10 protein-coding genes and 1 tRNA gene are annotated in these 12,652 nt (G+C 70.4%); 2 read left to right on the forward strand and 9 right to left on the reverse strand.

Translation table 11 applies throughout. The features are described 5' to 3' along the window. Positions 1–68: 68 nt before the first annotated feature. Together ACWCQ1_RS20890 and ACWCQ1_RS20895 are read right to left on the reverse strand one after the other, a co-directional pair. The gene (locus ACWCQ1_RS20890; RefSeq protein ID WP_358603020.1) at positions 69–1,313 is read right to left on the reverse strand and encodes a hypothetical protein; all 1,245 of its coding nucleotides are present in this window, start codon (positions 1,311–1,313) and stop codon (positions 69–71) included. Beyond that, positions 1,310–1,876: a DUF4365 domain-containing protein gene (locus ACWCQ1_RS20895; protein ID WP_133044905.1), complete on the reverse strand. Its 567-nt coding sequence runs from the start codon at positions 1,874–1,876 to the stop codon at positions 1,310–1,312. The genes ACWCQ1_RS20890 and ACWCQ1_RS20895 overlap by 4 nt, the downstream gene beginning before the upstream one ends. A gap of 169 nt (positions 1,877–2,045) precedes the next feature. Between ACWCQ1_RS20895 and ACWCQ1_RS20900 the strand changes: the two genes are divergently transcribed. Further along, complete coding sequence (locus ACWCQ1_RS20900; RefSeq protein WP_358603023.1) at positions 2,046–2,771, forward strand: 3'-5' exonuclease; 726 nt, start codon at positions 2,046–2,048, stop codon at positions 2,769–2,771. Positions 2,772–2,853: 82 nt separating this feature from the next. Here the strand turns inward: ACWCQ1_RS20900 and ACWCQ1_RS20905 are convergent. Continuing rightward, positions 2,854–2,925 (reverse strand) — tRNA-Val (locus tag ACWCQ1_RS20905). A gap of 39 nt (positions 2,926–2,964) precedes the next feature. Next, the gene (locus tag ACWCQ1_RS20910) at positions 2,965–3,411 is read right to left on the reverse strand and encodes an SRPBCC family protein (protein ID WP_358603026.1); all 447 of its coding nucleotides are present in this window, start codon (positions 3,409–3,411) and stop codon (positions 2,965–2,967) included. A gap of 77 nt (positions 3,412–3,488) precedes the next feature. On the opposite strand from ACWCQ1_RS20910, the gene ACWCQ1_RS20915 reads away from it, so the two are divergent. Next, positions 3,489–5,906, forward strand: coding sequence for an SCO7613 C-terminal domain-containing membrane protein (locus tag ACWCQ1_RS20915; protein WP_451027081.1), 2,418 nt, complete (start codon positions 3,489–3,491; stop codon positions 5,904–5,906). Positions 5,907–5,923: 17 nt separating this feature from the next. Here the strand turns inward: ACWCQ1_RS20915 and ACWCQ1_RS20920 are convergent, their stop codons facing one another. The 5 genes from ACWCQ1_RS20920 to ACWCQ1_RS20940 form a co-directional block, all read right to left on the reverse strand. After that, entirely contained in the window at positions 5,924–8,659 is a 2,736-nt protein-coding gene (locus tag ACWCQ1_RS20920; protein ID WP_451027082.1) for an exo-rhamnogalacturonan lyase family protein, read from the reverse strand. A 141-nt stretch (positions 8,660–8,800) separates the two neighbouring features. Further along, positions 8,801–9,373: a hypothetical protein gene (locus tag ACWCQ1_RS20925; RefSeq protein WP_358603035.1), complete on the reverse strand. Its 573-nt coding sequence runs from the start codon at positions 9,371–9,373 to the stop codon at positions 8,801–8,803. A 61-nt stretch (positions 9,374–9,434) separates the two neighbouring features. After that, the gene (locus ACWCQ1_RS20930) at positions 9,435–10,322 is read right to left on the reverse strand and encodes a carbohydrate ABC transporter permease (protein WP_165954886.1); all 888 of its coding nucleotides are present in this window, start codon (positions 10,320–10,322) and stop codon (positions 9,435–9,437) included. Further along, complete coding sequence (locus tag ACWCQ1_RS20935) at positions 10,319–11,275, reverse strand: carbohydrate ABC transporter permease (protein WP_451027083.1); 957 nt, start codon at positions 11,273–11,275, stop codon at positions 10,319–10,321. Before ACWCQ1_RS20935 ends, ACWCQ1_RS20930 begins: the two co-directional genes overlap by 4 nt. Positions 11,276–11,298: 23 nt before the next feature. Beyond that, the gene (locus ACWCQ1_RS20940) at positions 11,299–12,588 is read right to left on the reverse strand and encodes an ABC transporter substrate-binding protein (protein ID WP_358603041.1); all 1,290 of its coding nucleotides are present in this window, start codon (positions 12,586–12,588) and stop codon (positions 11,299–11,301) included. Between the last annotated feature and the right edge of the window lie 64 nt (positions 12,589–12,652).

The following is a 12,652-nucleotide window of genomic DNA, read 5'->3' on the forward strand; positions in this document are numbered from 1 at the left end:
AGCGCGCGCAATAGGGGATCGTACCGACCCCGACCCGCCGACCGCGAAACGGTCACCGACAGCAGCGCTCAGTCGCAGTCGTCGCCGCTGCACGCCTCCTCGAAGAAGTCCCCCCTTTCTGCGTGCTCGTGCATCGACTTCATCAGCCGGTCCCGCTCCGCGTCGTCCACCTGCACCGGTACGACCCCGCCGGCGCCGGTCAGCCGCCGGAAGCCGCCCCGGCTCTCCAGCCTGCCGTGCACCCGGACCGGCAGTCCCACGAGGTGGGCGTGGCCGGCGATGCGGTAGTCCTCCTCGTCCAGGGTGATCCGGACGTGCGGTATCTCGGCCCCGGCGATCACCCGCAGCCGTACGCTGCCCTCGCCGCGCGGCCCCGACCTGCGCATCCGCACCACCGTGCCGGTGATCCGGACGGGCACGGACGGCTCCTCGCGCAGGAAGCGGGCGCCGGCCTCGCGCAGCACGGGCAGGTCTCCCGGCGAGAACTCGACGGGCTCGACGCCCGCCACGCAGTCCTCCGGCACCCCGGCGGCGGGCGCCCACTCGACGGCGACCCGGGCGCCCTCGGTGCCGCGTACGAGGGTGATCAGCGCCTCGGTGAGCTCGCGGCTGACGCCCGCCTCCACGGCCCCGTCGAAGGCGTCCATGCCGCCGGTGGCCCGTTGGTAGTCGATGGCCTCGCGGGCGGCGTACAGGGAATGGTGGAGCCGTACGGCGAGCGGTCGCCCGGTGCCGACGGGGACGAAGGCGGTCAGCCGCCCGTCGCCGGCCGCGGGACCGACGAGGACGCTCTCCAGCTGTGCGGCGGCGGCACGGCGGTGCCGTACGCCGTAGTAGCCCGCACGCGCGCGCGTGGCGAGTGCGGCGGCGAGCAGCATCTGGCGGGCGGCGGAGCGCAGCTGCTCCTCGACCGCCCAGGGCGCGGAGTCGGCGGGGCCGGTGGGCACGTCCCGCCACCAGCGGATCTCGTCGCTGGGCACGGCGAGGCCGACGAGCACCTCGCGTGCGGAGGGCGTGCCGGAGCGGGTCAGCGCGACGAGCGCCTCGCCCAGGAGGTCGTCGCTGTCGGGGAAGGCGCGGCTCTCGGGCACGAGCAGGCTCGTGCCGCTGCCGCCGGGACCGGGCGGGGTCCAGCGGCCGTAGCGCCCTGGGGCGCCGCCACGGCGTTGCCAGCCGTGCCGTTGCAGCAGGGCACTCAGCACGGCCGGATCCACCTGGTCGGGCTCGGGGGGCCGGTGCCAGGCCGCGGCGGCGATGTCGTCGGGGTGCGGCCTCACCGGCCGGACTGGCTCCTGAAGGGGGCGGTGCGTCACGGTCTGCCTCCCGTCCCGACCCGCGTCATGATCTCGCACAGCGCTCGGTCGTCGAAGATGCGTGAGGTCGGTATGCGGACGGTGGTCCGTGTGCGGCCGGTGATGGGATGCCCGGCGAGGTTGACCCAGTAGCAGCAGTGCCTGAGGTCGAGCCGGTCGTGGCTGGCTCTGAGCCAGTCGTCCTGGGCGCGCGGGACGAGCATCACGACCAGGATCTTGTGCACCGAGACCGGCGTGCGCGCGAGCTTGCGCAGATGGTCGTTGTCGAGCGTGAAGGAGAAGAAGCGGCCCGGTGGGTTGGGGGCGACCTGGTAGGTGCACTTCAGCTGCACCTTGATGGTCACCTCGTCGTCGACGGTGTGCCCGGGCGAGCCGTGACTGACGTGCCAGTCGATGCCGTTGTCCGGAAAGGGCTGCGACAGCGAGCAGCCGGCCGCCGCGGCGACGGCGTGCAGATAGCCCACCTGCAGTGTCTCCATGCAGGCGGTGGTGGCGAGTGTGCCGCGAAGGGGGCCCGTACGTTCGGGCAGCAGCCCGCCCCGTTCGGGCTGCGCTATCGCCATGACCAAACAGCCTTCCAAGCCAAGTGAATCCCCGCTGCGGGCCGCTGAACTGCAAAGACCCGTACTCCTGTTGTGTCCTTCCGGCGTAGTGCGCAAACAGCCCGGGTATCACCAAACAGGCAGAAGACGGGACGTCAGCTGCCGTGGGTGAACGAGGAGTTGTATAGGCATGACGTGCTGGTACGAGGGGCCCCTGGCCGCCTTCGACACGGAGACCACGGGCGTTGACGTCGAGACCGACCGGATCGTGTCGGCCGCCGTCGTCGTCCAGGACGCCCCGGGCACCCGGCCCCGGGTGACCCGCTGGCTGGTCAACCCGGGTGTGCCGGTGCCGGAGGCGGCGTCGGCGGTGCACGGGCTGACGGACGAACACCTGCAGCGCAACGGCCGCTGGCCGGCGCCGGTGATGTACGAGATAGCGGAGGAGCTGGCCGAACAGGCGGCGATGGCCCGCCCGTTGGTCGTGATGAACGCGCCCTTCGATCTCACGCTCCTGGACCGCGAGCTGCGCCGCCATCGCGCCTCGTCGCTGGACAGCTGGTTCGAGTCCGCCGCGCTGCGGGTCCTCGATCCCCGGGTCCTGGACAAGCATCTGGACCGCTACCGCAAGGGCCGCCGCACCCTGACCGACCTGTGCGCGCACTACGGCGTCTCTCTGGAGGGCGCGCACGACGCGGGCGCGGACGCACTGGCGGCGCTGGACCTCGTACGGGCGCTGGGCCGCCGTTTCGCCACCCGGCTGGAACGGCTCTCCCCCGCCGAGCTGCACACCCTGCAGACGGGCTGGCACGCGGCGCAGGCGCGCGGGCTGCAGGCGTGGTTCGCGCGCAGCGGCACGGACGAAGTGGTGAGCACGGAATGGCCCCTGCGTCCGGAACTGCCGGCGGCGGCTTGACCCTTCCGGATACGCAGATCCGGATATGCAGATCCGGATACGCAGAAAGCCGGTCCGCGCTGGGCGGACCGGCCTTTCCCGGTGGGCGATACTGGGTTCGAACCAGTGACCTCTTCGGTGTGAACGAAGCGCTCTCCCACTGAGCTAATCGCCCGGGAACGCACTGAACCATACAGGTCTCCGCCGGTTTCCTTCAAACCGCTTCCAGGTATGCGAGCAGTCCCCGCCGCCCGGCGCGCATCATCAGCCGGTGGTTGGCGCGGAAGACGGGTCGCCCCGGCACGGCCAGCCACCTCAGCAGCGGCTTGCTCACGTCGACGTCCTGGTCGTACCGGGCGAGCGTGCCGCCGGGGCCCGCGGAGACCGTCCAGCGGGCCCAGCCGTCGAGGTCGCCGCTCATCGAGACCTCCAGCACGCCGGCCACCGGGTCGCGGCGCGTCTCGCGCGCGGTGAACCGCAGGTCGTACGGCAGCACGGACCGGACCACGACGACTCCGCTGCTGTCGTCGAGCCGGGTCACCTCCCGTACCTGGGGCCACCAGCGGGGGTATTCCTCGGCCCGCTCCAGCACCTCGTAGACGGCGGCGGGCGGAAGGGGCAGCGCCCAGAGGCTGCGGAAGCGGTAGTGCGTCCAGTCCATGCGGGGAGTGTGCCCGTACCCAGCGCCTTCTCCGCGCACCCGGTGTCGATCTGAGTACGTCCTGAGTACCCGCGCTCATGTCCTACGACGTGACGCGGACCACACTCCGTGCCATGACGCATGTTCCGCCCCCGGCCGAGGAGTTGCGGCTCCTCGACGCCGAGCTGTGGCGACTCGACGCCCGCCGCGCGCAGTTGCTGACGCGCAGAGCCTGGCTGCTCACGGCCCTCCGGTCACAGGCGCCCACTGCCGCCCCGCCGGCCCGACCCCGCCGGGAGACCACCGCACCCCGGGTCCAGAACGTCCTGCTCCTCCTCGGGGGCGTCCTGCTGAGCATCGCGGCAATGGTGTTCACCCTGGTCAGCTGGGGACACCTGGGCATCACGGGACGCGCGCTGGTCCTCGGCGTGCTCACCCTCGCCGTACTCGCGGCGCCGGTCGCCCTGCTGCGGCGCGGACTGCGGTCGACGGCGGAGTCGATGGCCGGCCTCGGACTGGCCCTGACGGCGCTGGACGCGTACGCGCTGCACGAGACGGTGTTCCCGGGCGCGGACGGTGCCGCGTACGCGGCGTCCGCGACGGCGGCGCTGGCGGCCCTGTGGACGGCGTACGGCTCCCTGCCCACCGCCTCCGACCTGCGTCTCCCGCTCCCGGCGGCGATGACCATGGCCCAACTCCCGTGGTTCCTGGCGGCCGTCGCGGTCTCCACGGACCCTTACGTCATCACGGCGGCCCTCCTGCTGACGGCCGCGTTCGACACGATTGTGGCGCTCCGCGGCACCGCGAAGTCCGTACGTCTCGTCGCCGTTCTCGGCGCCTACGGCACGGGTGCGTGGGGCGCACTGGCGGCCGGCTTGCTCTCCTGGTGCGCAGCCGGCCCGAGCGCCGCCGCCCGTGCGGCGGCGCTCCTCACTCTGGCGGCGGCGATCGCGGTGGGGTCGGCGTGGTGGCGGGCGAAGAGCGGCACCGGGACGCTGGCAGCCGTGGGCACCCTCGCCGGCGGACTCTTCCTGGTCGCCGGCGCCGGCGGGCTGCTCCGGGCGGCGCTGCCTGGTGCGTGGACCGTTCCGGGCTACCTCGTCTGCGGTGTGGCACTGCTGGCCGCACTGCGCTCGGGTCTCTCCGAGCCGGTACGCCGCGGCCTGATCCACGCGTCCGCCGCCGTACAGGCGATCGCCCTCGCGTGCGCGCTGCCGCTGATCGCGGTCGCTCTGCTGGGCCCGCTGGGCTGGGCGGACCGGCCCTGGTCCGGCATGCCGTCGGACGCACGAGCCGCCGTCACCGTGCACACACCCTGGCCGCCGTACCCCGCCCAACTCCTGCTCGCGCCGCTGCTCGTCGCCGCCGTACTGGCCCTGCTGGTCCGCACCGAGTCCTGGCGGCCGGCGGCCCTGAATTCCGCCGCGGTCCTCGCCTGGGCGACGCTCATGGCACTGCCCGCCGCCCTCCAACTGCCTTACGCCGTAGCCCTGTCGGCCCAGACCCTGACCGCTGCGGCAGCGCTGGCGGTGGCCGTCTTCCCGTCGCGTGCGACCTCGGCGTTCCTCCGCCCGGCCGTACTCGCCCTCGTCCTCGCCGTCGGCACCTCCCTCTCGGCCGCCTTCCTCTCCCTCGCCTCCCGGCCCGCCACTCTGACGGTCCTCTCCCTCCTGGCCGCCTTCTTCGCCGCGGCCTCCCTGCGCCCCCGCCTCGCTCCCCTCACCGCCCCGACCGCCCTCGGCTACGCCGCCGCGCTGGTCTGCGCGATCGGCGCGGCGGCGGGATGGCAGCCGCAGTACACCGCGCTGCTGGTCCTGCTCGTCCCCGTGGCCGCGGCTCTGCTCGCCGCGCGCGTCACCGGGCGGGCCACCCTGCCCGTGGAACTGACCGGCGCCGCGACCGCGCTGCTCGCCGTGGGTCTCGCGATCACCGACCCACCCATGCTCGCCCTGGTACTGGCGCTGTGCGCGGTGATCGCGGCCGGCGTTGCCGTGCGCCCCGACCGCCGGCCGGTCGGCCATGCGGCGGCCGTACTGTTCCTGCTGGCCACCTGGGTACGGCTCGCCACCTGGGACGTCGGCACCGTCGAGGCGTACACGATCCCGGCCACCGTCCCGGCTCTGTGCCTCGGCGCCTGGCGCAGGCGGCGCGACCGGCTCACGTCGTCCTGGACGGCGTACGGCCCCGGGCTCGCCGCCACGCTGCTGCCGAGCCTCGCCGCGGCCTGGGACGACCCGCACTGGACGCGCCCGCTGCTCCTGGGCACGGCGGCTCTCGCGGTCACCCTGCTGGGCGCCCGCCACCGCCTCCAGGCCCCCCTGCTCCTGGGCGGTTCGGTCCTGACCCTGGACGCCTTGCACGAACTGGCCCCGTACCTGGCCCAGTTGACCGGCGCCCTCCCCCGCTGGGCCCCCTTCGCCCTGGCCGGCGCGCTGCTCCTCGCTCTGGGTTCCACCTACGAACGCCGGATCCGCGATGTCCGCCGGGTCCGGGACGTCTTGACGAACATGCACTGAAGCGCCCCTCGAGGGGGCTACGGCATCCTGTCCCCCAGCAACGCCAGATTCTCAATCGCCGCCAGCCCGTACAGAGCCGTGTCATTGGACGAAACCCACGCGGCCTCACTACCCCCAACCAACGCCACCGGTCCGCTCAACGGCTCCGTCTTCCAGGGCGACGCCTCCGTGTACCCGTCGGAGTTGTAGAACTTCGCCCACGCCCGCTTGGCCAGCGCAGCGTCCCCGGTCTGGACGGCCGCGTACGCGTCCAGCCGCGAGTGCCCCTGGAAGAGCAGCAGCGTGCCGAAATCGGAGCCGTACCGCGCCTTCTGCTCGGCCTTGGTGGCGTTGAAGTACCGGCAGTAGTCGACGTACGCCTGGTTGAACTTCGGCATGTCGACCAGGTCGATCAGTTCCGCGCACAGCTCGTTGAGCCCGAATACGGCCGAGAGGTGGGACACGGACACCACCGGCGAGCTCGCCACGGCGAACTCGCCGGTGTCGAGGTCGTAGAGCCCGCTGCCCTGGACGAAGCCGTTGGGCTGGGCGGCGATGCCCTCCATCGTGGACAGGACCCGCGCCTTGGCCTTCTCCCACTTGGGCCCCTTGCGCTCCCACTCGGTCAGCCAGGCCGACACCAGCCCGCTCCAGTCCGTGCCGAAGCCGATCGACAGTGCGTGCCGGTCGGGCGTGTAGGGATCCGTCCGCACCTTGCGCTGCGGGTCGAGGACGAGGAACGTCTCGTCGGAGTCGACATTGGCGTGCATGAGGTCGCCGACCCGCTCGTCCGCGGTGAGGAAGTAGTAGTAGCGCCGGTACGTCGTGTTGGCGATGCGCTGCTGCTTGGCGCTGTCGGCGTAGTGCTGCACACCGTGCCGTGTGCCGAGGCCCGCCCACTGGCCGATGTGGTAGACGTCGACCTCGCCGGTGTGCCGGGTGAGCGCCTCGGCGAAGCGGAAGATGTCGGACCGGCCGGAGCGGATGTACGCGAACCACAGCCAGATGTCCGGCGACAGCTCGGAGTTGTCCCAGGCGTAGCCACCGACGTCGTAGCGCCACTGATGGCGCACGGTGTCATAGGTGTGCATGAAGTCGCCGTAGTCCCAGAAGCCGTACCAACGGCGTTGCTCCACCTGGTCCTTGTAGTAGGTGAAGACGAAGTCCAGGTGGTCCTCGATCTTCGCCTTGGCCGGGGTGGAGCGGTCGGGCTCGGAGTACAGCCCCGGTCCGAAGACCCTGGCCTTGATCAGCTGCTTGGGCGGGGCGGCCAGCTGCGGCAGCACCCGTACGGCGGCGACCTGTCGGGCGAGCGTCTCCGCGCTGGGCGTCGAGTCGTTGGCCCAGAACAGCAGTTCCGAGGTGCGGGCGATGCCGCAGGGGGTGCCGAACTCGGGTTCGTAGTCCTCGTAGGTGATGTTGAGACCTTCGAGCTGCTTGGCGTACGTGTCCTGGCCCATGCCGTCGTGGTAGAAGCGCAGGTCCATGGGCTGGGCCTCGGGCGACCAGAGCCAGAGGGTGACCTCGGCCGCGTCGGTGTGGGCGTCGCGGATGTCGAGCTGGGCCGGGTACTTCTCCCAGAAGTCCCGCAGGCCGAAGGAGAATCCGCCGCTCACCCCGCCCACGTACCCGAACCCGGAGGCCCGTCTGCCGCCGCCGGCGCCGATCCAGCCGTACCCCTTCTTGGTGCGCTTGCGCAGTGTGAAGCCGTCGGCGGACAGCTGGGAGAGGGTGTAGTCACCCCACTCGGGGATGTACTGCAGCCGGGTCGTCACCCGCTGGTCCCAGGTGGACGGATCGGGCAGCTTCTGCCCGGCGTACTGTGCCGCCTGCACCGCGGCGCCGGGGTCGCGGCGCAGTCCGGTGATGCCCTTCACGGCCTCCCGCAGCAGGCCGGTGCCCTCGCCGCCGATGCGGATGTGGCGGTCGTAGGACTCGTCCCGCATCGGCACGCTGAAGCGCACACCGAGTCCGCGGATGAAGTCGCCGCTCGCCCTGCCGGGTTCCTGGGTGCCGTCGTAGGTGATGGTGTGCACCATGCGGAAGGAGTCGGCCCCGGCGTAGAAGTACAGCCGGATGGAGAAGGGCAGCCAACTCCGGTTGCCCTTGCGGTGCTTGCCGTCGATGCGGACAACGGCGCGGACCGGCCCGTCCTGCTCCACCGTCACCTCGCCGATCGCCCCGTCGAAGCGCTCGGTTCTGACCGTGCCCTGGTCCTCGTCCTCGATCTCGGGCTGCCGGACGAGGACGAGCCGCCCGTTCCTGGCGATCTCGGTGGATCCGCGGGTGACGGACCTGATGATCGTCGACCCGTTCTTGCCGATCTTCACGGCGATGACGCCGGTGGACACGTCGATCGTGCCGCTGCTCTTGTCGACGGTGACCTTCTTGTCGGGGACGGCCGCGTCACCGGGGGTGAGCGTCAGCTTGCCCGAGCCCGAACTGACGGCGTGGGCGGTCCACTTGAGCGAGCCGTCCGGCCAGTAGGCGATCGGCCACGACTGCACCGGTACGGCCTTGCCGTCGGCGTCGGTGAGCGCGAAGCCCTGGCCGGGCTGATGGGCACCCTTGGGCCAGGGGACGCCGACGGTGGTGCCGGGTGCGGCGCCCAGGCCGCCGTCCTCCAGCCAGCCCAGGGTCAAGGGACCGTCGTCGGCGGCATCGGCGGTGGGGGCGGCCTCGGCGTCCCGGGCTCCTAGCGCCCAGCTGAACTGCGCGGCGGCTCCGGCGACGGCGGCCGCCTTGAGGAGGGATCTGCGGGGGATGGGGGACATGAGAGTTCAGCCTTTCCTTTTCGGAGGTTGCTTCCGAGCGCATGATCAGGGGCATGACAGGTGGCAGGTACAGTGGCATGTCACATTCCACTGACCTCGCGTCCGACGGCGGTGGCCGCCGGATTCCCGGCGGCCGCACCCTCATCGCCCCCGTTGCCGCTCCTCCACGGCGACGGCGGCCGCCGCGACGGCTCCCAGCACGGGAATGGCCAGCGGCGCTATGAACCAGGCGGACAGCGCGACGAGTGCCAAGCCGCCGACGATCAGGAAGGACCCGGCCGGATCGAGGACGGTACGGCGCCCGGCGCTCGGGAGCAGCACCCGCCACCGCTCCCCCGGCGTCCACACCGCCGCCGCGCGCAGCCCGGCCACGGCGGCCCCGATGAGCGCGAACAGCCCGACGGCCCCGACGAGCGGCCCACCGGGCAGCCCGGCCCGCCCGGCCTGGACGTCCACCCAGACCAGCGCCACGGCGACCCAGCCGCCGAGCCCGACGACCCACCCGCGCCGCACGGCCGTACGGAAGTCGCCGGCGAACTCCCGCCAGCCGCCGCCCTGATGAGCCGTCCGTCGGCGCAGATGCCGCGCTCCCGCGGCGAAGGCCGCGGGGTAGGTGACCACGCCGGCCGACGCGACCGCGATCCACACCCCGGTCAGCAGACACTCGGCGAACACGGCGAACCGCTCGGCGAGCGGCGCGGTGGTATGTGACATAGCACTGACACCCGCGGATCCCCTACGAGCCTTCCCCCGAACCTGAACCACCACGACCACCTCACCCCTTCAGTCCGGACGTCGCCATGCCGTCGATCAGATAGCGCTGGAAGGCGAGGAAGAACAGAAGGACGGGGAGGAGCGCCACGAGGGACATGGCGATCAGTCCGCCGTAGTTGGCCGCCACGCCGTCGGAGTCGCGGAACATCATCATGCCGAGGGAAACGGTGTACTTGCCGGGCTCGTTGAGGTAGATCAGCGGGCCCATGAAGTCGTTCCAGGCGTTGATGAAGGTGAAGATCGCGCTGGTGATGAGCGCGGGCCGGCACAGCGGCAGCACGATCGACCAGTAGATCCGCAGGTGCCCGCAGCCGTCGATGCGCGCCGCCTCGTCCAGTTCCCTCGGCAGGTTCCGCATGAACTGGACCATCAGGAAGACGAAGAACGCCTCCGTGGCCAGGTACTTGCCGAGCAGCAGCGGCACATAGGTGTTGATCAGCTCCAGCTTCTGGAACATCACGTACTGCGGGATGAGCAGGACGTGGTACGGCAGCAGGAGTGTGCCGATCATCAGGGAGAACAGCAGGTTCCGGCCCGTGAACCTGATCTTCGCGAAGGCGTACGCCGTCAGCGAGCAGGAGATGAGGATGCCGACGACGGCGCCGCCCGCGTAGAACAGGGAGTTCTTGAAGAAGGTCCAGATGGAGATGTCGGCGATGCCGTCGGCGAGGCCCTTGAAGTTCGCCAGGATCGGGTGGCCGGGAAACAGCTGCAGGCTGTTGATGATGTCCTTGCTCGGCTTGAACGAGGCTCCGACGACCCACAGCACGGGGTAGAGGATGACCGCGAGGATCAGCAGGGCGCCGATGTGCCAGGCGAGCGAGCCGGTGCGCCTGCGGTTCATGGGCAGGGGTTTCGTGGCGGTCGGTCTGGTCGTGGTCGCGCTCATCGGGCGTCCTCCTCGTAGTGCACCCATTTCTTCTGCGACCAGAACAGGACGGCGGTCACCAGCGCCACGGCGAGCAGCAGCATCCAGGCCATCGCGGAGGCGAAGCCCATCTGGGCGTTCCTGAAGCCCTGTTGGTAGAGGTAGCAGGTGTAGACGAGCGTGGCGTCGGCCGGGCCGCAGTAGGTGTTGGAGACGACGTAGGCCGAGCCGAAGATCTGGAAGGAGTGGATGGTCTCCAGCAGGACGTTGAAGAACAGCACGGGGGAAATCATCGGGAGCGTGATGCTCCAGAACTTGCGGAAGGCTCCGGCACCGTCGAGTTCCGCGGCCTCGTACAGCTCTCTCGGCACCTGCTTGAGACCGGCCAGGAAGATGACCATGGGCGCGCCGAACTGCCAGACGGTGAGCGCGACCAGGCTGTAGAGGATCCAGTCGGGGTTGCCGACCCAGCCGCCGGCGTGGATGCCGACGGCGGACATCGCACGGTCAACGATGGCGTTGTCGGAGAAGATCGACCGCCAGACGAAGGCGACGGAGACGCTCGCGCCGATGAGCGAGGGGGCGTAGAAGGCGGCTCGGTAGAAGGCCTGTCCGCGTCGGCTCTGGGCGAGCAGCAGGGCGACCCCGAGGGCGAGCAGCAGCTTGAGCGGGGTGCCGACGACGACGTACTTGGCCGTCACCGCGACCGACTTCTGCCACCGGGGGTCGTCGAACATCTTGGTGAAGTTGTCGAGGCCGACCCACTTGGGGGTATTGAAGAGGTTGTAGTCGGTGAAGGCGAAGTAGAGCGAGGCGACCATGGGGCCCGCGGTCAGGAGCAGGAAGCCCGCGATCCACGGGGACATGAAGAGGTAGCCGGCGAGGTTCTCCCGGCGGCCCCGCCGCTTGTCGGCGGCGGGGGCGGCGGAGCGGGCCCGCCGGGTGGCGGGCGGTGAGTCCTTGACGAGCGTCACGGTGCTTTCCCCATCGGTTCCGGTCAGGCTTGGAAGGCGGCCTGGGCCTCGTCGAAGAACTGCTTCACCGCGTCGGAGGTCTTGACCTTGCCCAGGCCGAGGTCTCCGCCGATGCGCAGGAAGGAGGCCTCGATGGTGTCGGCGCCGGAGGGGTGCGGGGTGATCGTGCCGAGGACTCCCGCCTTGGCGGTGTCGGCCTCGTACTGCGCGATCTCCTTGTTGACCGGGTCGGTCGGCTTGAAGGCGTCGTACTGCTCGGTGGCGGCGAGGATGCCCCGGTCGTAGCCCATGATCTTGCCGACCTCGGGGTCGTGGACCATGAAGTCGATGAACTGGGCGACCTCCTTGGGGTGCTGGGTGCGCGAGGACGCGCTCAGCATCAGGGAGGCGAGGTACTGACCGGTGTGCTTGCCGTCCATGGTGGGGATCGGCGCGAGGCCGTACTCGCTGTCGCCCTCGGCCGTGTAGCGGACGGTGAAGTTGTCCCAGGTGAATTCCGAGGCTCCGTGTCCGGCGGAGAGCGAGGACTTGGGACGGTCCTGCGCGACGATCTTCGGGTCGGTGATGATGCCGGCCTTGGTCCGGTTGTAGCCGTCCTGCCACCACTCCGTCAGATCGGCCTTGTCGAAGCCGAGTCCGTCCTTGGTGTAGAAGGCCTTGCCGTTCTGCCGCAGGTACAGGTCGTACAGGTACATGATGCTGAAGTAGCCCGTGTCGCCCGGCACCTTGGTCTTGTCGTGGATGGTCTTCAGGGCCGTGAAGTAGTCGTCCCAGGTCCAGCCCGGGTGCGGCTCCACGCCCGCCTTCTGGAAGACCTTCTTGTCGACGACGAGAGCCATGGTGTTGGAGCCGACGGGGACGCCGAGCTGCTTGCCGTCGACCTCGCCCACCTTCGTGACACCGGCCCGGAAGTTGTCCAGGCGCAGATTCCCGGCGTCGATCTGCGACTTGAGGTCGAGCAGCACGCCTCTCTTGTCGTACTTGCGAAGGAATGTGACGGCGTTTTGGAAAACGTCCGGGGGATTTCCGCCGGAGGCCTGTGTCTGGAACTTCTCCCAGAAAGACACATAGTCCTGGAAGTCCGTCTTCACCTTGATCTTCGGATACTTCTTCTCGAAGAGCCGGATGGTCTGGTTGATCTTCTTGGCCCGTTCGTCGGCCCCCCACCACGAGTAACGGATCGTCACCGTGCCGTCGGCCGAGGTGCCGCTGTTTCCTCCGCACCCCGTCGTCGCTCCCAGTCCGAGCGCGGCCGCCCCCGCCCCGGCCGCCTTCAGGATCGTACGCCTCTCAACATTCCTGCTGGTTCCCACAGTCGGGCCTCCCCGGCATCGTCACCTGTGCATGAATCGTTTCAAGTAAGCGCTTGCTGGCACA

The organism is Streptomyces sp. NPDC002144 (assembly GCF_053593695.1).

Bases quoted from the DNA above. Each gene is read 5' to 3' on its own strand.
- ACWCQ1_RS20930 (WP_165954886.1), bottom strand. From the start codon at position 10,322: ATGAGCGCGACCACGACCAGACCGACCGCCACGAAACCCCTGCCCATG.
- ACWCQ1_RS20900 (WP_358603023.1), top strand. From the start codon at position 2,046: ATGACGTGCTGGTACGAGGGGCCCCTGGCCGCCTTCGACACGGAGACC.
- ACWCQ1_RS20895 (WP_133044905.1), bottom strand. From the start codon at position 1,876: ATGGCGATAGCGCAGCCCGAACGGGGCGGGCTGCTGCCCGAACGTACG.
- ACWCQ1_RS20915 (WP_451027081.1), top strand. From the start codon at position 3,489: ATGTCCTACGACGTGACGCGGACCACACTCCGTGCCATGACGCATGTT.
- ACWCQ1_RS20925 (WP_358603035.1), bottom strand. From the start codon at position 9,373: ATGTCACATACCACCGCGCCGCTCGCCGAGCGGTTCGCCGTGTTCGCC.
- ACWCQ1_RS20920 (WP_451027082.1), bottom strand. From the start codon at position 8,659: ATGTCCCCCATCCCCCGCAGATCCCTCCTCAAGGCGGCCGCCGTCGCC.
- ACWCQ1_RS20910 (WP_358603026.1), bottom strand. From the start codon at position 3,411: ATGGACTGGACGCACTACCGCTTCCGCAGCCTCTGGGCGCTGCCCCTT.